At 60.0% G+C, this 21,050-nt stretch carries 15 protein-coding genes; 11 read left to right on the top strand and 4 right to left on the bottom strand.

From position 1 onward, the window contains the following. Window positions 1–10: 10 nt before the first annotated feature. The 7 genes from mnmA (at window position 11) to M2103_RS10200 (ending at window position 8,299) form a co-directional block, all read left to right on the top strand. Window positions 11–1,108, top strand: coding sequence for a tRNA 2-thiouridine(34) synthase MnmA (gene mnmA / locus M2103_RS10230; protein ID WP_277510391.1), 1,098 nt, complete (start codon window positions 11–13; stop codon window positions 1,106–1,108). Window positions 1,109–1,144: 36 nt separating this feature from the next. Beyond that, window positions 1,145–1,834: a UDP-N-acetylglucosamine diphosphorylase gene (locus tag M2103_RS10225; protein ID WP_277510390.1), complete on the top strand. Its 690-nt coding sequence runs from the start codon at window positions 1,145–1,147 to the stop codon at window positions 1,832–1,834. Window positions 1,835–1,916: 82 nt separating this feature from the next. Then, complete coding sequence (locus tag M2103_RS10220) at window positions 1,917–3,248, top strand: MFS transporter (RefSeq protein WP_277510389.1); 1,332 nt, start codon at window positions 1,917–1,919, stop codon at window positions 3,246–3,248. A gap of 9 nt (window positions 3,249–3,257) precedes the next feature. Further along, complete coding sequence (locus M2103_RS10215; RefSeq protein WP_277510388.1) at window positions 3,258–4,502, top strand: aspartyl protease family protein; 1,245 nt, start codon at window positions 3,258–3,260, stop codon at window positions 4,500–4,502. A 105-nt stretch (window positions 4,503–4,607) separates the two neighbouring features. Further along, window positions 4,608–5,486: a methylenetetrahydrofolate reductase [NAD(P)H] gene (gene metF, locus M2103_RS10210; protein ID WP_277510387.1), complete on the top strand. Its 879-nt coding sequence runs from the start codon at window positions 4,608–4,610 to the stop codon at window positions 5,484–5,486. Window positions 5,487–5,502: 16 nt separating this feature from the next. After that, the gene (locus M2103_RS10205) at window positions 5,503–6,528 is read left to right on the top strand and encodes a 2-enoyl thioester reductase domain-containing protein (protein WP_277510386.1); all 1,026 of its coding nucleotides are present in this window, start codon (window positions 5,503–5,505) and stop codon (window positions 6,526–6,528) included. A 166-nt stretch (window positions 6,529–6,694) separates the two neighbouring features. Further along, on the top strand, window positions 6,695–8,299 hold the full coding sequence (locus M2103_RS10200; RefSeq protein WP_277510385.1) for a LysM peptidoglycan-binding domain-containing protein: 1,605 nt from the start codon (window positions 6,695–6,697) through the stop codon (window positions 8,297–8,299). Window positions 8,300–8,321: 22 nt separating this feature from the next. Here M2103_RS10200 and M2103_RS10195 read toward each other — a convergent pair whose 3' ends face one another. Next, window positions 8,322–10,055, bottom strand: coding sequence for a ComEC/Rec2 family competence protein (locus M2103_RS10195; protein WP_277510384.1), 1,734 nt, complete (start codon window positions 10,053–10,055; stop codon window positions 8,322–8,324). 127 nt (window positions 10,056–10,182) lie between these two features. Between M2103_RS10195 and M2103_RS10190 the strand changes: the two genes are divergently transcribed. Next, on the top strand, window positions 10,183–10,803 hold the full coding sequence (locus M2103_RS10190) for a hypothetical protein (protein WP_277510383.1): 621 nt from the start codon (window positions 10,183–10,185) through the stop codon (window positions 10,801–10,803). A 209-nt stretch (window positions 10,804–11,012) separates the two neighbouring features. Then, entirely contained in the window at window positions 11,013–12,155 is a 1,143-nt protein-coding gene (locus M2103_RS10185; protein ID WP_345783553.1) for a glycoside hydrolase family 99-like domain-containing protein, read from the top strand. Window positions 12,156–12,213: 58 nt separating this feature from the next. On the opposite strand, the gene M2103_RS10180 is transcribed toward M2103_RS10185, so the two are convergent. Further along, window positions 12,214–13,500, bottom strand: a complete 1,287-nt coding sequence (locus M2103_RS10180; RefSeq protein WP_277510381.1) for a beta-ketoacyl-[acyl-carrier-protein] synthase family protein — start codon at window positions 13,498–13,500, stop codon at window positions 12,214–12,216. A gap of 10 nt (window positions 13,501–13,510) precedes the next feature. Beyond that, window positions 13,511–13,861 (bottom strand): acyl carrier protein, encoded by a 351-nt coding sequence (locus M2103_RS10175; RefSeq protein WP_277510380.1) that lies wholly within the window; start codon window positions 13,859–13,861, stop codon window positions 13,511–13,513. A 131-nt stretch (window positions 13,862–13,992) separates the two neighbouring features. Here M2103_RS10175 and M2103_RS10170 point away from each other — a divergent pair, with 131 nt between their 5' ends. Both M2103_RS10170 and M2103_RS10165 read left to right on the top strand, forming a co-directional pair. Next, complete coding sequence (locus M2103_RS10170) at window positions 13,993–16,494, top strand: AAA family ATPase (protein WP_277510379.1); 2,502 nt, start codon at window positions 13,993–13,995, stop codon at window positions 16,492–16,494. A gap of 1,246 nt (window positions 16,495–17,740) precedes the next feature. Further along, window positions 17,741–19,486 (top strand): hypothetical protein, encoded by a 1,746-nt coding sequence (locus tag M2103_RS10165; protein WP_277510378.1) that lies wholly within the window; start codon window positions 17,741–17,743, stop codon window positions 19,484–19,486. Window positions 19,487–19,865: 379 nt separating this feature from the next. On the opposite strand, the gene M2103_RS10160 is transcribed toward M2103_RS10165, so the two are convergent. Further along, the gene (locus M2103_RS10160) at window positions 19,866–20,747 is read right to left on the bottom strand and encodes a hypothetical protein (protein WP_277510377.1); all 882 of its coding nucleotides are present in this window, start codon (window positions 20,745–20,747) and stop codon (window positions 19,866–19,868) included. Window positions 20,748–21,050 lie beyond the last annotated feature (303 nt).

The following is a 21,050-nucleotide window of genomic DNA, read 5'->3' as shown; positions in this document are numbered from 1 at the left end:
TGCTATTGCCATGCCGCAATCGCGCGAAAAAATCCTTGTCGCCATGTCGGGCGGAGTGGACAGCTCCGTCGCCGCGCTCGTGCTCAAGCAGCAGGGCTTCGACATCGCGGGCGCGTATATGAAAAACTGGATCAACGAGGACAATATCGTGGGCGACTGCCCGTGGCAGCAGGACATCGAGGATGCGCGCGCGGTCGCTGAAAAAATCGGCATCGAGTTCCGCGTGGTCAACTTGATGCGGGAATACAGCGAGCGCGTGGTCGCGTATTTGCTGGATGGATACAAGCGCGGCATCACGCCGAATCCCGACGTGATGTGCAACCGCGAGATCAAGTTTGGCGTGTTCCTGGCGTGGGCGCGCGACCACGGTTTCGACGCCGTCGCGACCGGGCACTACGCGCGGCGCGTCGAAAGCCCCGGCGGCGCGTTTTCGCTGGTCGAGGGCGCGGACAAAAACAAGGACCAGTCGTATTTTCTCGCGCTGATCAACCAGGAGCAGTTGCGCGCGGCGCGTTTTCCCATCGGGCACCTGCCCAAGCCCGAGCTGCGCAGGCTCGCCACCGAGGCCGGCCTCGCCACCGCCGCGAAAAAGGACAGCCAGGGCATTTGTTTTATCGGCGAGGTGAAAATGCAGGATTTTCTGCGCCAATACGTGCCCGACGAGCCCGGCCCGATTGTGCGCGCGACCGACGGGCAGGTGCTCGGCCGGCATCGCGGTTTGCATTATTACACGATCGGGCAGCGCCGGGGCATCGGCGTCCCCTCGAACGCGGATTTCCAAAAATACGTTGTCGTTGGCAAACGCGCCGCTGATCGCGCACTGCTCGTCGCCTTCGACGCGCTGGACGCGCCGGGGCTTTTCACGAGCGAAGTGCGGGTGCATTCGTTGAGCTGGGTGGGGGAGCCGGTCACCGCGCCGTGTTTGATCGAGGGTCGCGTGCGTTATCGCGATCCGCGCGTGCACATGGAATTCATTCCCGACCCGGAAAACACAAACGGCGGCAGCGCGACCGTTCGTTTTCGCGAACCGCAACGCGCGCTCGCCTCGGGCCAGGTGCTCGCGCTCTACGACGGCGAGCGACTCCTCGGCGGGGGAATTTATGTCTAGCGGCGCAACAAGCCCCGGGTTTATAGTTTCACACAAATGAAAGCCTCCGACCTCTACGACCTGCCGGAATCGCTCGGCGCGTTCGCACCGCATTTTCTCGCCGCCGCCGTCCCGTGGACATGGCTTGATGCGATCGGCCCGGCGCTCGAGGCGGTTCTTGCCGCCGCGCCTCAAAGTCCGCTTCCGCCAGTCCCGCCCGGCGTGCATATCGAGGGCGGGGTGGTCATCGGGGCGGGCGTAAAACTCCCCGCGCACGCCACGATTATCGGCCCGGCGTGGATCGGTCCCGGCACCGAAATCCGTCCCGGCGCGTTCATCCGGGGCAATGTCATTATCGGCGCCAATTGTGTGGCCGGCAATTCGTGCGAGTTCAAAAACTGCCTGTTGATGGATGGCGTGCAGGTGCCGCATTTCAGCTATGTCGGTGATTCCATCCTCGGCAATCGCGCGCATCTCGGCGCGGGCGTCGTCCTCTCGAACCTGCGTCTCGACAAAAAAACCGTGACGGTGCGAACACCCGATGGCGTCGCCGACACCGGCTTGCGCAAGCTCGGCGCGCTTCTCGGCGAGGATGCGGAAGTTGGCTGCAACGCCGTTTTGCAACCCGGCGTGATCATGGGCAGACGCGCGCTCGTCATGCCGACCGTTGCCTTCGCGGGTTATCTTCCCCCGGCGACAATCGCGCGCATCCGGAATCCTATTTCAACGCTGCCGAGGCGGGATTGATTCCGCTGCGCGGCCTTCCCGGTAAATGTTTTCGGACAAGCGCCGGAAAATCAGGCCGGAAACCAGGGTAGAAAAAACCATCGTGGCCATCTCCAACGACTCCAGCCAAAAGTCCGCGCGCCCGCTTTCGCTCGGGGTGATTTTCCTCACGCTCTACATAGACCTCGCCGGGTTTTCGATTCTGTTTCCGCTTACTCCCGACCTGCTCAAGCACTATCTCTTGATTCACGGCTCCGGCGGCGCGCTCGGCTGGATGCTCGCGCAGCTCAACACAATCGCAGGCGCGCTCGGCGGCGGCGCGCATCTGCCCGAGGTGCTTTTTGGCGGCGTGGTGAGCTCGGTGTTTGCCGTGCTTCAGTTTGTTTCCGCGCCGTTGTGGGGAGGTCTTTCCGACAGGATCGGGCGGCGCAATGTGCTTCGCCTCACGGTGCTCGGCACGGCGGCGAGTTATCTACTCTGGGCTTTCAGCGGATCGTTCTGGCTGTTTCTGGCGTCGCGCGTGCTTGCCGGTGTGTTTGGCGGAAATCTTTCCGTCGCCACCGCCGCGGTCGCCGATGTGACCACGCGCGGGGAACGGGCGAAGTCGATGGGTTATGTCGGCGCGGCGTTCGGGCTTGGCCTTGTCACGGGGCCGCTCGTCGGCGCGTTCTCGGCGCGCATCGACTTGCCGGCGCTCTGGCCGGAGCTCGTCGCGCTGGGGATAAATCCGTTTTCCATGCCGGCGCTCGTCGCGCTCGGCCTTGCGCTGGTGAACCTCGTTTGGATCAACGCCCGCTTTCGCGAAACGCTTCCGCCCGGGGCGCGCGCGCAAGCGGGGGGCTGGCGCCTGCGAAACCCCCTCCGCGAGATTCTTTCGCTCGACAACGCGCCGGTGCGCAGGGTGAACCTCGTCTCGTTCACGCATTCGCTGGCGTTTGTGGCGATGGAAACCTCGCTTGTGTTTTTGGGCGCGGAGCGCTTCGACTACACGGCGTATGAGAACGGCGTGCTGATGGGCTTCCTCGGACTCTGCTCGATCCTCACCCAGGGATTGATCGTGCGCCGCCTCTACAAACGCCTGCGCGAGACCGCCGTGCTTTCTTGCGGGCTGGTTTGCTCGGCGCTCGGGTTTCTGACAATCGGGTTCGCTCCGGCCCCCGCCCTGCTTTACGCGGGCGTGGCGTTGCTCGCGCTCGGCGGCGGGCTCGTCAACCCGTCCACGAGCGGGCTGATTTCGCTTTACGCGGGCGTGCTTGAGCAAGGCCGGGTGCTCGGCATTTTTCGCTCGCTGGGATCGCTGGCGCGCGCGGTCGCCCCCGTCGTTGCGGGCGTGATCTTTTTCACCGCGGGCGCGCGCGCATTATATGCAATTGCGGCCTTGCTTGCCGCGGTCGCTTGGGGGTTTAGTCAACGGCTTCCAGAACCTGAAAAATAACCCGCCCGCATGATTTCGCGCACCGCCCAAAAACACCCGGCTCCGCGCCCCGGCCACGCCGCGGCGCTGTTGTGCGTGGCGCTCATGGTGGTTTTCTCGGCGGGGTGTTCGAGCGTGCAGCGGCACCTGTTGCATTTCTACAAGCGCGAGTCGCGTCCCGGCCACACGCGCCTTGCGGAGCCGGTGACCACCATACCGGCGCGCATCGAGGCCAACTATTTTATCGTCGAGGCGAAGTGGGACAAGCACGGCCCCTGGCGTTTCATCGTGGACACCGGTTCGTCGGTGACGCTGCTCTCGCCCGACTATGTGAAACGCTACCCGGCGGAAAAAAAGGACGGCGCCAGCGCGCGCTCGATCAACGTGCGCACGGCCAGCGGCCGCGTGCAAAAACTCCCGCCCGCAAACGTGCGCATCATCAAGCTCGGCGACGCGATGTTCTCCAACGTGCCCGTGCTCATTTACGACTGCGCGGAACTCTCCGCGCACTTCGGCATGCGGATCGACGGCATCATCGGCTTTCCGCTTTTCCGCGACACGGTTTTCTCGCTGGATTATCCGCAGTCGCGCCTGATTATCAGCCGCCGCTCGGCGGTTCGCTCGGTTCCCGGCGTCACGGTCAAGTTCAACAACGAAATCCGCGCGCCGATCATCCCCGTGAGCGTTGGCGGCGAAACATTCAGCGCGCTGATCGACTCCGGAAGCGACGGCGCGCTCGTCCTCAACCCGCTCGGTCTCTCGCCCGAGTTTTCGCAGCCGCCGCGGACGGGCGCGACAATCGGCACGATCCTTGGCGACCGCGTGCAGGAAATCGGCCGGCTCTCCACGCCGCTGCGCATCGGCGAGTGCAAGGTCGAGCAACCGATCGTCGACATCACCGACCAGCTCTCGGCGATCGGCGGTGAAATCCTGAAAAACTACTGCCTCGTTTTTGACTCCAAGCTCGGCACGGTGACGTTTCAACGGAGCACGGACGCCCCCCTCGAAATGGGCTCGCAACGCAGCGCCGGCCTCTCCTTCGCCAAAACGCCGGCCTACTGGCGCGTGCTGTCAGTCGTGCCCGGCTCGCCCGCGGAGGACGCGGGTGTGCAGGCGGGCGACATCGTCGCGCGCATCAACGGCGAGCATGTGTCCGCATGGCAGCTGCAGCGCTACGACAAGCTCGTGCGCGAGTCCGGGGAAATCACCTACACTTTCGTCAGGGGCCAGCGCGAGGAGCCAATGGTGATTCCCGTTTTCGATTTGGTGAAATGAGCCGGGGCTTGGGGGGCGACACGCCGCGCGCCCGATGCGAATCGCATTTCAGGTTTCCAAATGCTGGTTTCTTAATTCTTAATCATTAATCCTTAATTTTTTTCAATGACCGCAAACCGTCCCATATCCGAGCTCTTCGCGCAAAAACGTCCGTTGAGATCGCTCGAGTTTTTCCCGCCTCGCGATGACGCGGGGGTCGCGAACCTGCGCGCCGCCGCCGAGGCGCTTCGACGCATCAATCCGGATTTTGTCTCCGTGACCTACGGGGCGGGCGGCAGCACGCGCGAGCGCACCACGCAAGTCAGCGCAATGCTGAAAAGCGACTTCGGCCTCACGGTGATGCCGCATCTCACCTGCGTCGGACATTCACGCGACGAGCTGAACGAACTTGCCGACCAGATTTACGAAAACGGTTTCAGAAACATCATGGCGCTGCGCGGCGACCCGCCGAAGGGCTCGACCGAGTTCAAGCCCGCGCCGAACGGCCTGCGTTATGCGAACGAACTCGTCGCCTTGCTCAAGGCGCGCCACGCGGACCTTTGTCTCGGCGTCGGCGGTTATCCGGAAAAACATCCCGAGGCGCCCAACGAGGACGTCGATTTGGACAACTTGAAGCGCAAGGTTGACGCCGGCGCGTCGTTCATCACCACGCAGCTTTTCTTCGACAACACCGTGTATTACCGCTTCGTGGAAAAATGCCACGCGCGCGGCATCACCGTGCCCATCGTCCCCGGAATCATGCCCGTGCTTTCGCTGAAACAAGTGCAACGCATCACGCAACTGGGCTCGGAGCCCCCGCCGCCCGTGCTCATCAAGCGACTCGAGGCCTCCCATGACGATGCCGACACCTCCGAGATGATCGGCATTGATTGGGCGCTCACGCAAATTCGCGGCCTGCTCGCAAACAACGCGCCCGGCTACCACCTCTACATCTTGAACCGCGCCCGCAGCGCGCTCGCACTCGCGGCGGGCCTCGCGGCGTAAATCGAAAGAAATTCCAATGAACACAAACCATGCAATTCCCGCCGCGCCACACGCGGTTCGTTACCACGCCACCGGCAAACCCGATGAGGTCTTGAAATACGAGGCGGTTTCCGACGACGCGCGTGAACCCGCCGCCGGCGAAGTGCTCGTGCTCATGGAGGCGGCCGTCATTCATCCGTCCGACCTCGGAATGATCGGCGGCACCTACGGGCGCCTGCGCGCGCTGCCCGCCGTCGCCGGACGCGAGGGCGTGGGCCGCGTCGCCAAGCTCGGCGCGGACGTGACAAAATTTAAAATCGGCGACCGTGTGCGCATGCCCGAGGATTCGGGCGTGTGGCGCGAGGCAATCGTCGCGCGCGCGGACGACCTGATGTCCGTCCCGTCCGACCTGCCCGCGGAACAGGCGGCGATGGCGTTTATCAATCCGCCGACCGCCTGGTTGTTGCTGCACGAGTTTGTGAACCTGAAGCCAGGGGACTGGATTATTCAAAACGCCTCCAACTCCGCCGTGGGCGAGTGTGTGATCCAGTTTGCGCGTTCGCTCGGCCTGCGGACGGCCTGCCTTGTTCGTTCGCCCGAAAAACACGAGGCGAATCTCCGCGCAATGGGCGCGGATGTCGTTGTGGCCGACGACGACAAGGCGCTCAAGGCCGTGATGCCGCAACTTGGCGGCGCGGCGCCGCGCCTCGCGCTCAACAGCATTGGCGGCATGAGCGCGATCACTCTCACCCGCTCGCTCGGCCAGGACGGCCAGCTCGTCACCTTCGGCGGCATGACGGGCGACGCGATTCGTTTTCCCACGCGCGAGTTCATTTTCAAAAACGTGGCGCTGCGGGGATTTTGGATGGACCGCTGGGCGCGCTCGGCGAACCCCGGCGCGTTGCAAGCCGTGCTGGACGCCGTGTATGCGCGCCTGCGCGACGGCTCGCTCAAGATGGCGGTCGATTCCGTGTATCCGATAAACCAATACGCCGGGGCGCTCGCCCGCGCCGGCGGCTACGGACGCAACGGCAAAGTGCTCCTGCGCGGTCCGGGCGCGTGAGTTGCGCAAAACACGGTTGGCTGTCATAAAAAAATTGAGATGGCGCGCGTTTTGCCTTCAGTGTCTCTCGATTCCTCATCGTTTGAAGCCACGACACCACGCTTCGAAATCCATTATGACACGCCTACCGTCCCTTATTTTTGCCTGCGCGCTGACTGTTTTCCTCTTGTCCGCAACCACCGCGCCGCTGTGCGCGCAAGACGGCTCGCCGGTCAGTCCGATAAGCCCGGCGGCTGAAACCGCCAAAGCATCCTCCAGCCCGATCCAGCCCGTCGTGGAGCTCACCACAATCCCGGAGACGGATCTCGAACTGCGCATCGAGATGGCGAAGTTGAAGGGCGAAATACGAAAGACCGCCAAGGAAAACGAGCTCGCGCAAGCCGGGTTGAACGAAACCATCGAATCGCTTCGCCGCGAAAACGCCGAGTTGAAGCGGGCCGCGATCAACCGCGAAAACGAACGCAACATTCTCATCCAAAAACTCGCCGCCGCGCAACTCGCCGCGCAGGACAAGGACAAGGCGGACGAAAACGTCACCGCCATTTCGACCGAGTTGAAATCGGCGCGCCTCACAATCGACTCGCTCAAATTGCAGATCGAAAAACTGACCGCCGAAAAGGAAACCGCAACAGGCGCCATCGCCCAAAGCAACCATGCCATTGAGGACGCGAACGCAAAGCTGTCCTCGGCGAGGAAGGAGATGAGCACGCTGCGCATCGACCTCGCCGCGGCGCGCCAGGGCGCGATTGCGCTGGGCGAACAAATCCAGGCGCTCCACGCCGAAAACCAGCGCCTCAACACGCAGCTTGGCGAGGACGCGGCCAGGCACGCAAAGACTGTTGAGGCGGCGGAGGAAAGCCTGGCCGCAGCCCAAAAAGAAACGGCCGGGGCAAAGGCGGAAATCGCGACACTCACCGCCCGCATTGCCGAGCTGTCCGCCAAAAATGAAAGCACCGTTCGCGAGCACGGCGATGTGCTCGGCGCGCGCGACGCGCTTCAGGACCGGCTTGCAAAAGCGGAAACCAAGCTCGAGGAAACCGAGACCGCTCTTGCCGAAGCCACCAAGGCGCGCGACGAACTCACCCAGCGCGTGACTGCGTTGGAAAAACAAATCGCCGACGACACGGCGGCATCCACCGCCGCCGCGGACGAGCTTCGCAAACAAATCGCGGACGCGGAGGAAAAACTCGCGGCATCATCGCGAGCCCAACAGCTCAAGCAGGAGGAACTCGACGGGCTGCAAAAACAGTTCGACGTCGCCGGGGAAAAGAACGCGGCGCTCACCGCGCAGCTGGCCGAGTTCGAGACGAAATTTGCGGAGGCGGAAAAACTCGCCGCGGACGACAGGGAAGCCGCCAAGGAAGCCGCCAGGCAGCTGGCCGTTGCCCAAGAAAATTTCAAGCAATTGCAGCTCCAGTCGGCCGATGTCGCGGGGGAAAACGTGCGGCTGAAAACGCAGATCGCATTGATCACGCAAACGCAGGCGCAGTCCCGCCCGGCAACCGCGCCGCCCGCCCGCGCCCCCTCTCGTCCGGCGCAGCCGCAACCCGAGGCATCCGCGCAGCCGGACTCGCAGACCGTGGTCGCAAGCGGAACAACAGCGGCCCCGGAAACGCGCACGCACACAATCGCGGCGGGTGAAACGCTTTCGTCGATTGCGAGAAAATATTACGGCGGCAGCGAGCACTGGAGCCGCATATACGAGGCCAACCGCGACCAGCTCAAAAGCCCCGACGCCCTCAAGCTTGGCATGACTTTGCGGATTCCTTGAGGCGGACGCCGCTTCGCGCGAATCAACCGCGGTGCGCGAAAAAAAGCAGCGCGGCGGCGACGATGACAACGGGCATCCAAAATCCTCCGAGCCTCCGCGTCCATTTTTGCGAATAACCGCAAAGCAAGGAGGCGAGCAGCAGCGCGAGCGCGCAGTATCCTGTCCATTGCGGCGAGAAATGCGCGGGCATGGCAACCACCGGAATTTCCAAAAACAGCTCCAGCGATTTTTCCATTGTGAAAAGCAAGAGCGCCGAGGCGTGATTAAAAAGGACGCTCAGGGGCGTGATTCCGATGAGCCCGAAGAACAGCGAAATAAAACCCGAGAGAATCACGAGCGACGCGGCGGGTATCAGCACGAGGTTGGCGAGGAGCGCGCCGGGTGTGAAGAGCTTGAAATAAATCGTGCTGCAAATCGCGCTGACGAGGCTTGCCGCGATGCTGATGCCGAGCGCGGAAACAATCGCCCGGTGCGCGACGACGGTTTTTTTCTGAAACCAGTTGCGCGCCACCTGGGGTGTGTCGCGAAACGGCACCCAGCGAGCGAGCCAGGTTTCGCCGAGCGGAAGCCCGAACAAAAGGAGCGCGGCCACGATGCTGTATGACATTTGGAAACTGGCGCTGAAGAGCTGCATGGGCGCCACCAGAAGCGTGGCGAGCGCCGCAAACGCGAGCGTGGCGGTGGCGTTTGCCGGCAGGCGGAGCAGCAGCGACGCCTGGAGGAGCGCGACCATCGTGAACGCGCGCGTGGCCGAGGGGCTCGCCCCGGTGATTTGCACATAGACGTAGAGCGCGAGCGTGCCGGCGATCACGCGCGGCCACACGGGCAGTCGCAAAAACAAAAGAAGAAACTGGATGCCCGTGGCGATCACGGCGATATGAAGACCCGATATGGCAAACAAGTGCATCGTGCCGCTGCCGAGAAAGAGCGCGTGCTGCTGCTCCTCGATGTCCTGTTTTTGGCCGAGCACCATCGCGCGCAAAACGCCCGCCTGCTGCGGCCGGTGCTCGAGCCCGGCGGAAAGAATTTTGGAAAAACGCTGCCGCATTCGTTCGTAGAAAGCGGCGGTGGCGTCCGGCGGCTTTTCCACGCCGAGCAGCCGCCCGCGCGAGAACTTGAAGTTCATGCCCGAGGACGCGAGGTATCCGTCAAAGGAATCCGCCGCGACGCGGCGCGGCAGCGAATAAAGCACGCCGGTGGCGGTGATCTCGGCGGAGCGGATTATCGGGGGCGGCGTGTTTTCTTTTTCCCCGCCGCCTGTTTCCACGGGCAGTGCGAGGGAATAATAAACGCGCTGCCCGACGAGCTCCCGCAAGTGCGGCGCGGCATCCGTCACGCGGGCCAGTCCGCTGATTCGCGGCGCGTCGGATTTGCCCCGCGCGCCGCGGACGCCCTGGGCAAAGGTGTGCGTGACGCGCAGCGTGAGCCGGGCTTCGCGCGGCGGAAGCGCGTCGTAGGAGGCGAGCCGGCTGCGATTGATTTCGTAGGAAGCCGCCCCGCTCAAAAGCACGCACAGCACAAGCGCGACGAGGCCGCTCCAGTGCCGCGGCGCAAGGGCGATGCTCGCGAGCGCGAGCACCAACGCCCCACCCAGAAGCCAGCCGGCCGGAAGCGCGTGCGGCGCGGTTTTTGCCGCCGCAAGCCCGGCCATGAACGGGATCAGTATCCAGAGCAGCGGCGCCCGATGGCGCAGCGAGCGCAGCTTGGGCGTTGTCTGCGGGGTGGGCGCCGGGGTGTCGTCTTGGGGCTGGCTCACGCCCCAATAGGGAAACGGCGGGCAAATTTTGTGCGAGTTTTTTTCAGGCGGCGGAAAAATTCAAACGCCAATTGATTTTCGCTTTGCCACGGCAGGGCAAAGAACTACATCGATAAACCCTTTGCCCATGCTTATCTTCCGCCGTCTTTTTTCCAACAAACGCAGCCTCGTGTTGCTGGCCCTCGGCAGTGTTGTTTTTGCAAATGCCGCCCAAGCCCAGGCGATGGTGTATTCGACCAACACCGGGACAATTCCCGGCACGGCGATTGAATACACGGTGACGCTTGAGGACGATGTCACCTCTCGGCTCGCGATCCGCTTCGTGATGCGGAACAACTCGGACAAGCCCTACTTTATTGCGCGCGGGGCGTTTGATGTGCCGGGCCAGATGTCCGTGTTTTTCTCGACCGACGACACTCCGATCATATCGAGCACGGGCGACTGGGCGAGCGAGCTTCTGCCCGGCGGCGTGGTCATGGGAAACCTGCCGTTGCTGCCCGGAAAAACCATCAACGAGATATTTCCGATCGGGGTGTATTACGACAAAATCTACAAAAAGCGCCGCGAGTCCAACGTCTACGTTTACTGGGGGGTCACGATGTCCAGCAGCAGCGACGACGCGCAACAGGCCGAATTGGAGGAGCGTCCCATGCGCCCCGTGCAGCACGAAACTCTGCCCCGCATAGGCGGCATGCTGACGCTTCCAAAAAATGAAAATGGCGCGACGGTTTACAACCGCCGAAGGTAGCGCGCGCCTTGACTTGTGGAATTCGGATTGTGCCGAGCAGCCCCGGTTGTCTCCTTGGTTGACAGGCGAAACCGGGCCAAATGTCATTTGGGACGCGGCCCAATGGCCGCAGAACAAACGCCCCGAATGGAACAGGATTTAATCGCCCCATGAAAAAACAGAAGTTGATGTTACTCCCGCTGGCGTGCTGGCTTCTTTCCGTGTGCGTGATGCCCGCGCGCGAAGGCCGCCCCGTATCGGAAGCCACCCGGAATGATTACATTGTCGCGGCATACGTCTGGCCTTCGTGTCACAATGATCCGATGGCCGAAAAACATTTGTGGCCCGAGGGGATTGGGGAGTGGGAGGTGATAAAAAAGGGAAATCCGCGCTTCGAGGGGCACTATCAACCGCGCCAGCCGTTGTGGGGTTATGAAATGGACAACGACCCCAGGGTGGTCGAGCGATGGATCGACACGGCCGTGAAGCATGGCGTGAACACCTTCGTATACGACTGGTATTGGTATGATGGGGGCCCGTATTTGGAAAGCGCGCTAAACGACGGCTTTCTCAAGGCCCGTAATAATGAAAAAATGAATTTTTATATTATGTGGGCCAACCACGATGTGAAAAAAAACTATTGGAACCACCATCGCCATGGCGACGACGAGACGTTGTTGTGGAACGCGCGCGTGGATTGGGAAAATTTCAAAATCATTGTTGAAAGAGTCATCAGGCAATACTTCACAAAACCCAATTATCTCAAAATAAACGGATGCCCGGTGTTTTCAGTGTTCAGCACCCGGAAGCTGGTCGAAAGTTTTGGCGGGGACATCGCGGAGACGCGCAAGGCGATCGACTACTTCCGCGCCGAGGTGAAGAAGGCGGGATTTCCCGGCCTCCACCTTCAAATGAATTCCGGCGGCGGGTCCTTCCCAAAGGACGCCGCAAAACGAAAGTCCACCCTGGAGAGAATCACCGGGATCGGATTTGACAGCATGGCGTTCTACAACATGGGCGGATTTGATCCGGACTATCTCACACACGGAAGCAACGCGCGGAAAATACGCGAGCAATGGGACGCGATCCTCGACATTCCGCTGTTCCCGTGCGTTTCGGTGGGCTGGGATGACACGCCGCGTTTTCCCGCCAAGGGAAAAAAGGACGTGACCTGTTATCACAACACCCCGGCGAGTTTCGCCATGCTTCTCAGGAAGGCCAGGGAGTATGCCGACAACCATCCGGAGCAGCCCAAGATCATCACGATTAATGCGTGGAACGAATGGGTGGAGGGAAGCTATCTGCTTCCCGACATGCTCCACGGCTTTGGTTATCTTGAAGCCGTGCGCGATGTCATGCTCGGCAATAATTAATGCAACGCATTCCGCCTGTTTGGGATTTCTCCCCGGCGCATCGGTCCCAGATAACCGCTCATCCCACCGCGCGCAGCACGTGGCACACGTTGCTGCCGCCGAAGCCGCTGCTGTTGTTCAACACGAGGCGCGGGCGCTCATTCAGCGTTTCGCGGGGCAAATCCAGGCCTTCGCACACGGGGTCGGTGTTCACAAGATGCGGGTTGCCGGGGATGAAGCCCTCGTTCATCGCCAGCACGCAGAACGCCGTTTCCATCGCTCCGGCGAGTGACAGCGGATGTCCGGTCAGCGCCTTGGTGCTGCTGATTCGCGGTTGCTTTTTGTTTGTGTCAAAAACCGTCTTGATCGCCAGCGCCTCGGCGCGGTCGCCGACCGGCGTGGAGGTGCCGTGCGCGTTGATGTAATCAATTTCCCCAGCGTCTGCGCCGGCGTCGGATAACGCGCGTTTCATCGCGTTTGCGAGACCGCGCCCCTCGGGATGCGACATGGCCACGCTGTGGCCGTCCGCCGCCTGTCCCCAGCCGGCGATTTCGGCAAGCGCGCGCGCGCCGCGCGCCGCGGCGGTCTCGGCATCCTCCAAAATCAACGCCACCGCGCCGCCCGCGCCCACGAAACCGTCGCGCGCCGTGTCGAACGGACGCGATGCCACGTTCGGGTCGCTTTGCGGCGAAAGAGCGCGCATGGCCGCGAACGGCAGCAGTGTTTCCGCGTTCAGTTCCTCGCCCGCCACCACGATCGCGCGATTGAGGCGGCCGAGCCGGATGTCGTCGCACGCGTAGCCGAGCGCGTGGCTGCCCGACGCGCACGCCGACACAAACCCGCACACCGAGCCGGTGATCTTGTAGTGCGCCGCAAGGTTGAAGTTCAGCGTTCCGCTGATCGAGCTCACCACGCCCATCGGGTTGCCGCGCTCGCCGCGCGTCCTGTCCATTTGGCTGAGATGCCCGTGCAGCATCATCGCCGAGCCCGCCGATGCGCAATACAGGCCCGTCGCGTCGTCGTTCGCCAGCGCCTCGCGCGCCAGTCCCGCGTGCTCAACCGCCTGGTCGATCGCGCAGATCGCATACACGCCGTGCGGCGCCAGGCCGCGCAATGTCTCGCGGGCGATCTCGTAGCGCGCGGGCCATTTCCAATCGCGCCAGTTCATCGATTCCACGACAAAATCCTTCACCGTGCCCGCCACCTTCACGGGAACGTTCGGGTTTCCGAAAAACTCCACCCGCTCGAAACCGTGCCGCCCCTCGCGCAGGCTCGCCGCCACGCCCGCCCAGTCGTTTCCGATCGGCGTGATAAACCCCACGCCCGAAATCACCACGCGCCGGCGTCCGTTTTTATCCGTGGGCATGACGCGCGCCTCACTCATTTTTCGGCCCGAGTTTTTTGGCGATAAATTCCTTCAGGCTTCCGACTGTGCTGATCTGCATGATCTCGCTTGTCTCGATGCGCAGCCCGAACGTGTCCTCGATTGCGAAGACCACCTCGGCCACCGCGAGCGAATCGTAACCCAGGTCCTCGACCAGTTTTTGTTCGTCGGTGATCGGCGCGTCCGAGGGTTTTGGCAAATGTTCGCGCACCATTGCAATGATTACGATTTGCACCGCATCCACGTCGCCTGTTTCACGATAGCGCGCGTAGGCCTCGCGCACTTCGGGCTCATAGCGCGAGAGTTTTTCGGATGGGTTGGCGTCTGGTTGCTGCGGAGACATAAGGAAGGGTAGCAAAAAGATTGTAAGCCCCGTCACAAGTCCCGATTGAGGAAAGAATCGAACGATTTCGCCGTTGGACTTTTCCGGTGAATCCGCTTTTTTCGGGGTTCATTTCGCCCAATCCCTCGCACGTGGCCAATTTCCAAAACACACGCTCCGCCTCCGCCGCACATGCCGACAAACTCACCGGCGTGCTTGAGCGCATCATCTTTCTCAACGAGGAAAACCACTACACCATCGCCGAGTTCCGCCCCGACAGCGACGGCGCGAAACCCGCCGAAAAAATCACCATCGTCGGCGCGCTCCCCGGCGCGCAATGCGGCGAGACGCTCCACCTCGCCGGCCAGTGGACAAAACACTCGCAGCACGGCGACCAGTTCAAGGTCGAGTCCTTCAAGGCCGAGCTGCCCTCGTCCGTTTACGGCATCCGCAAATATCTCGGCTCCGGACTCGTTCCCGGCATCGGCAAGGTTTACGCCAACAAAATCGTCGACGCGCTCGGCACCGACACGTTTCGCGTGCTCTCCGAGGAATCCGCCAAGCTCCGCAACATTCCCGGCATCGGCAAGGTCCGCGCCGCCGCGATCAAAAAAGCATGGGACGACCAGCGCGCCCTTCGCGAAATCCACATCTTCCTCCAGACCTACGGCGTCACCACGTCGCAATGCGTGAAGCTCATCGACCGCTACGGCCACGAGGCCATGCCGATCCTGAAAAACGAGCCCTACCGCGTCGCCCGCGAAATCGACGGCATCGGTTTCAAAACCGCCGACCGCATCGCCATCAATCTCGGCTTTGCCAACGACGCCCCGCCGCGCCTCGACGCCGGCATCCTCTTCGCGATGGACGAGCTTCAGGAGGAGGGCCACACCGCGCTCCGCGAGGCCGACCTCATCGACTACACCGCGCAACTCCTCGAAACCAGCCCCGAGCTTCTTGCCAGCCGCGTCGCCAAGCTCATCGAGACCAAGCAACTCGTCGCGCATTTTCAGAGGCCAGAATACCAGAGACCAGAGAGCCAGAGGCCGGAAGGACGAAATCCAGAAACTGTTTCCACCAATCCCATCGACGCTACCCTGCCGGAGTCCGACTCTGGTCCTCTGGCCTCTGGCACTCCGGCCTCTGGTATTCTTCCGCTCATCCAGCTTCCGCTTCTCAACCGCGCCGAGCAAAAAATCGCCGCCACCATCGCGCGGCTCGTTCGCGTCCCCAGCGGATTGCCGCCCATCAAGGACGAGATCGCCGTCGAGTGGGCGGAGAAAAAAGCGGGCATCAATTTTGCCGACAAGCAACGCGCCGCAATCCTCGCCGCGCTCCGCTCAAAAATCTCCATCCTCACCGGCGGCCCCGGCACCGGAAAAACATCGTCGCTCCGCGCGCTCGTCGAAATCCTCAAGGCCAAGCGCGTGCGCGTGCACCTCGCCGCGCCCACCGGCCGCGCCGCGCAGCGCCTCGCCGAATCCACCGGCGGTTTCGCCAGCACCATCCACCGCCTCCTCAAATACGATCCCGCCAAGGGCGGTTTCTCCGCCAACGAGGACACGCCGCTCTCCACCGATTTTCTCATCGTTGACGAAGCCTCGATGCTCGACACCCGCCTCGCCGCCTCGCTCTTCCAAGCCATCCCCTCGCGCGCGCACCTGCTCCTCGTCGGCGACACCGACCAGCTCCCCAGCGTCGGCGCCGGCAACGTCCTCAAGGACATCATAGCGACTGCGGCGGCGCTGCCGCCTCCGTCGCAAATTCCAAATTCCAATACTCAAATTCCAAAGGCCACCGCGCCTGACGGCGCATCTGCGTTTGTGGATTCTTCAATCGAAAATCTAAAATCCAAAATCCAAAATCCGGCCATTCCCGTAACCCGCCTCGATGTCATCCACCGGCAGAAGGGCCAGAGCCAGATTGTCGCCACGGCGCACGCCATCAACAACGGCGACCCGTCGCTTCCGCCATCGGCGCACGAACTCTCCGCGATTCAGGCATGGGGCGACCTCACGTTTGTCATCGCCGATTCGCCCGACGACTGCCTGCGCAAAACCATCGCGCTCTGCACCGAGTTCATTCCGCGCCATTACGACTGGTTCGACCGCATTCGCGACGTGCAAGTGCTCGCGCCCATGCACAAGGGCGTCGCCGGCGTCGGCAACCTTAACACGCAGCTCCAGACCGCGCTCAACCCGCGCGCGCGCGGCTACCAGTCGCTCTCCGGCCGCTACCGCACCGGCGACAAAGTCATCCAGCTTCGCAACAACTACGACAAAAACATCTTCAACGGCGACATCGGCGCCGTCACCTCCGCCGACCCCGAGACCGGCGCGCTCACGATCGACTTCGACGGCAACATCCAGACCTTCGAGAAAAACGAAACCGGCGACCTCGCGCTCGCCTACGCGATCAGCATCCACAAGAGCCAGGGCAGCGAATACCCCGTCGTGATCATCCCGCTGCTCAAGGGCCATTTCATGATGCTCCAGCGCAACCTCCTCTACACGGCGATCACGCGCGGAAAGAAAAAAGTCTTCATCGTAGGCGAACCCGCCGCCTACGGCATGGCCGTGCGCAACAACGAATCCAAACTCCGCAGCACCCACCTGCGCGAAAAAATCATCGCGACGCTCATGCAAGGCTTATGAATCAAAAACAACAGAAATGCCCCCATCTGTTGCTCCTTCACGAGGGATGATGCGTGCGTCCCGTGTTTTCGATTGCATGCGTCCGAATACAAATGCTCCGTAAATAGATGCGCAACATCTTCAATATTACGCTTTCTTTTCAAGAAATCCAAGGCGGGCGCAAAACGTCTGCCTTGGGTTATAAACAGAAAATTACGTGCGGTGCCGATGATATTTCACGGTCCACATGTGCAACCGGCATCCCCACATTCGCAATACGCACTCCCGCAACAGTCATTTCTGCCGCAATCGGGACATAACACGGGAGGGGTGATTTCGGAGCCGGGGTCTGGATCGATGTCATCGGGATCAATCCACCAAGGACAAGTTGTAATACACTCCCCGTCGCTATCACACAGGGGGCACCATTCCATACACTCCCCCATGCAGTATTCCCCGTCACAATAGCGGCAGGTTGGATATGAGCATTCGGTGTTGCAGTTGTCGCTGCCGCAATTGGGGCATGGCCCGCAGTTGCAGTCATCGAAAGTGCCCCCGCAATTGGGGCATAGCTCACAGCTACAATCATAGGCAGCGTTACCGCAATTAGGGCATTCGCCCATACACTCGGTGCCTGGACAAGTATAGCCTCCACAATTTCCGCATGATGAGCAGTCTCCGCCGCATTCGGCATCCCCGCAATTGGAGCAGGGATCATAATCATTTCCACCGCCCTCGCCGCACTCCTCACAAGCGTGCGCTTGTTGACCAAGGAGGATAATGCAGGCTGACAGTAGTAGATATTTTAATATATTTGAGGTTTTCATCGTAGTATTTGTTTTCATGGTGTCTACTTTGAAGGATGTGTTGGGAGTCACATCCAGTATCGTCGCCATCCTACAAGTTTCATATGTGTTATTATGAATGGAATATGGTCAAGCTTAATATGTAATGACGAACGGTGCGTGTCTCAAATTTTGAGAGACGCAAAGAGACGCTTGCGCAGTGCGCAACGCCTCCTGCCACCAAGGATATTGCCTTTTGGTTGTGCGCGTCCGAATACGAATATGATATCATGGCAGTTTTTAATTTTTAAAACCGGGCATGCGTAGGGGGATGGTGGTGATCGCAATTCGTTGGCGGGATGTCGTTGATTCTTGGCGCACGCGTGGTTTTAATGGAATTTTTATGATATGCCCCGGCGTGATGATTTCAATATGCATCCGTTGTGCTTGTCTTTTGTCGCACATCGCGCATCTTGGATTACATGAAACTGGGTTCTAGGGCGTTGCTGTTTCTGTTGGTGTTTGCGCTCGCGCAGCCGCATGGCCATGCGGCGAATGAGGACATTGTCACACTTGATACTCTCACTGTATCCACACCGAGACATGAATGGCGTTACATGCGTTCGCCCCATTTCGAAATTCTCTCGGCAGTTGATAACAGCAAGCTCATCACACGTATCATGCAGCGTGCGGAGCAAATCATCAGCGTGTTTGAGCAAAGCAACACGCTCTTTCGAATGAGGCGCGAGTTACCCGCAAAAATCATTTTCATCAACGACCAAGGCGTCGAACGTTATCTCGTTCTTGCTGGCAAGGACGGCCTTCAATACGCCCGCGATAACCCGCCGCCGGGTGTCTATTTGGGCCGCGAAGCTAGTGATGTGAGGCCAATTCTTGTGAGCGGTTTTTACGACAGCGAGCAAGCTGTGTTCCTAAAATTCATGCCGCAAGCATATCTCGACAACGAAACGCCATTTGATGAGCGTGTAACCGAAAATGCCATCGACCTTGCACTTAACTATTTGCTCATGTGCGTCGAAATTCAGGCGGGCTGCGGTAGCGTGCTGTGGTTATCCACGGCGCTCAACAGTTTGCGCGGTCACCAGCAATCCACGCCGCCGCCGCCACTGGGAAGCCCCGGTTTCGGATCACCGATCTACAGATGCAAATATAGGCCCGCATGGTTTTCGATAGACGATTATGAAATGAGTTTTGGCCGCTACTGTGTCATGTGTGAAACCGCACTGTTGAGCAGGGCTCCGGATTTCCCTCAAGGAACCAGCAGGGATGCTATTGTGAACCGAAGGAAAATCTGGCGTGATTTCGCGCTCGCGCCGAATGCGAGCCTCGGTGAATTCCTTGAGCCAAAACCCCGAAAAACAAGACGCGTGCAACGAACTGTCGCGAGTAGAAACGCATCGATTATCGTGGCGCGCGAGGCGCGGGATTTTGTGTATTACTGCACGTTTGCGGCGGACGACAAAATACGAGAAGCTTTTGCGCGGTTTGTTGTGAACACGAACAAGCAGCGGACGAATGAATCTGTTTTTAAGGAATACTTCGGCATGGACTACGACACGTTTCGTGCGCGCATGTATGATTTTTTCGGACAGCTCGGCAAAAACGACCCCGAATTCAAAGATAACCCATGGGGGCCATGCGCGATTGTCGTGGCGAAATTCACCCGTAATGACATTCCCTCGCTGAAGTTTCGCCCGGCGCGGCGCAGCGAGACAACGCGAATTGTGAGCGATTGGTTCGCGCTTTGCGGCGCGCGCGACATGGCGCGCCAAGTGCTGCTCAAGACCAACGACGAATCCGTGCACGCGCGCAACGATCCGGAGTTTATAGCCGCGCTCGGTCTGAGCGAAGCCGCGCACGGCCGGAAATACAGCGCGGCCGCTATGCTCGAAAAAGCAATGGCGTCCCAAAAGGTTGTGCGCCCCACGGCGTGGCGTATGCTCTCACGGCTGCGGCTCGAAAATCTATTGGCGTTGAAAGGCGAAAAGCACCGCTTGACAAAAGACGAACTGGACACCGTCATCGAACCATTGGTTGAGGCACTCAAGCAGGGCGTCGAGTCGCAGCAGACGTATGTGCAATTTGCACAAGCATGGGCGCACACGGATGTGAAGCTACCAAGAGAATATATTGACTTGCTTGCAGCGCGGGTTCGAGCTTGGCCGGAGAACGCAGAGTTGCGCGATGCAGTGGGAAAAATCCGCTGAGCATTATGATGGGTGGGCGATTAACCGGCAGAACACCTCAGAAAAGGTTTTGATTTTCGTCCTTTGTCAGAATCAGCGGCCACTCAAAAGTTAGACGCGCTCAAAATAGAACCGGGCAAACTCAAACGAGCCGGGCACGCAACCATTCAATGACGTGGCAATTGTTTCCTCGCTTCCTTCAACATCAGGAACAGATGCAATGGATGCTTGGGGAGCGGTTCGAAACCGAATTCCTGATAAAATGTCCGAGCCGAGCGCACCAGGAATTGCCGGCGCCAACCGCCCTGCCAAAACGACCGCGCTATTTATAAAAATGCGCAAAAAAGCCCCGGCGCAAAGGCCGGGGCTTTTTTGCTGTCCGCGTTATGAGCGCCATTAACTATTTCTTTTTCGCGTTGATAACCGCCATGTTTATGTCGGCGCGACTCATGTTGAGTTTGTCTTCGTATAAGTCCATGGCTTTCCTTAATTCGCGAAGCGACTTGGCTCCCTTCAAGTCATTTTCCATTATCCTTATGGTCAGATCCAGACCGTCCATCAATTTGTCCACCCGCGTATCCTTGGTGCCGATGCCGTGATTCACTGCCGGGAGTATGCGGGCATATTTGCCAATTACGGCGCGAAATCTTGCGAGCCGCTTCTTTCCCAATGCCTCGGATATAACGGCAACATAGGGGGCGATCTCCTTGGGCGCGGGATTGTCATTGTCCTTGAATTTGATGTCCAGGGTTTTGCTGGCCTTGAGCAATGCCGGGCGAATTGCCGAATCCAGCGCCATCCATTCCTTTTGAAAAGCCAGGTATGCGGTGATCACGGCTTTTATATCACCTTTCTCTATCTGCTTGTCGGGCTTTCCCGCAAGTTCCTTCACCTTGTCCTTGTAGTATGTGACCCTAATTTCAGCTTCCGACTCCAGCGCTTTTAATTTGATGCGAGCCTGGTCCAGCTCCTTGCTTCCCCCTTTGTTTGCCTTGAATACTTTATCCAAATAAGCATCCCCCATCTTGTATACGGATTTGCTCTTCTTTTCGAATTTTTCATAGGCGGACTTTAATTTTTTTGGATTTTCCAGCGCGGCCAGGCAGGCCTCATTGGCCGCATCGACCTCCTTGAGAATGTCCGATATTCCTTTTTCAGCTTGAAACCAGTGTTTTTTCGCACCCGTTTCGAGGGGAAGGTCCTTTCCCGACAGCGCTAGCGCATGCATGGCTTTTTTCCAGGACTGAAGAAAGGATTTTGTTAAAAGCTTGTCGGTGCTCATTGTGTTATTTTTTTATTATTGGGTTGTTGTTTTAAATACCAGAAAGCCTGGTTCTGGGTTGCAATCCATCCGATTGCCCGCGTGCGCACAACGTGAAAGCCGTTACAAATCCGGGCTTTGTTTGTAACGCATCAACAGGTTCCCGCCATTGAGCGGTTGAATCCAATCGCCCACGCGCGTTGGTGCTGTCGAAGGCTCTGCGGGGCGGTGTCTTTTTCCGGGGCTGCCCAACGGCAGCGCTGGCAAACGCCATTCGCTTGCGAGGAGGGCTAAGGCCACCCGTTTCACCACGTTAAAGCGGGG

The organism is Ereboglobus sp. PH5-5 (genome assembly GCF_029504805.1).
Classification (GTDB): domain Bacteria; phylum Verrucomicrobiota; class Verrucomicrobiia; order Opitutales; family Opitutaceae; genus Ereboglobus.
The sequence above is the reverse complement of the archived record's forward strand: the minus strand, read 5'-3'. Positions and strand labels throughout refer to the sequence as shown.

Excerpts from the sequence above, each read along its gene's own strand:
- M2103_RS10160 (WP_277510377.1), bottom strand. The coding sequence starts at position 20,747 with ATGAGCACCGACAAGCTTTTAACAAAATCCTTTCTTCAGTCCTGGAAA.
- M2103_RS10180 (WP_277510381.1), bottom strand. The coding sequence starts at position 13,500 with ATGCCCACGGATAAAAACGGACGCCGGCGCGTGGTGATTTCGGGCGTG.
- M2103_RS10165 (WP_277510378.1), top strand. The coding sequence starts at position 17,741 with ATGAAACTGGGTTCTAGGGCGTTGCTGTTTCTGTTGGTGTTTGCGCTC.
- M2103_RS10205 (WP_277510386.1), top strand. The coding sequence starts at position 5,503 with ATGAACACAAACCATGCAATTCCCGCCGCGCCACACGCGGTTCGTTAC.
- mnmA (WP_277510391.1), top strand. The coding sequence starts at position 11 with ATGCCGCAATCGCGCGAAAAAATCCTTGTCGCCATGTCGGGCGGAGTG.
- M2103_RS10225 (WP_277510390.1), top strand. The coding sequence starts at position 1,145 with ATGAAAGCCTCCGACCTCTACGACCTGCCGGAATCGCTCGGCGCGTTC.
- metF (WP_277510387.1), top strand. The coding sequence starts at position 4,608 with ATGACCGCAAACCGTCCCATATCCGAGCTCTTCGCGCAAAAACGTCCG.
- M2103_RS10215 (WP_277510388.1), top strand. The coding sequence starts at position 3,258 with ATGATTTCGCGCACCGCCCAAAAACACCCGGCTCCGCGCCCCGGCCAC.
- M2103_RS10190 (WP_277510383.1), top strand. The coding sequence starts at position 10,183 with ATGCTTATCTTCCGCCGTCTTTTTTCCAACAAACGCAGCCTCGTGTTG.
- M2103_RS10175 (WP_277510380.1), bottom strand. The coding sequence starts at position 13,861 with ATGTCTCCGCAGCAACCAGACGCCAACCCATCCGAAAAACTCTCGCGC.
- M2103_RS10185 (WP_345783553.1), top strand. The coding sequence starts at position 11,013 with ATGCCCGCGCGCGAAGGCCGCCCCGTATCGGAAGCCACCCGGAATGAT.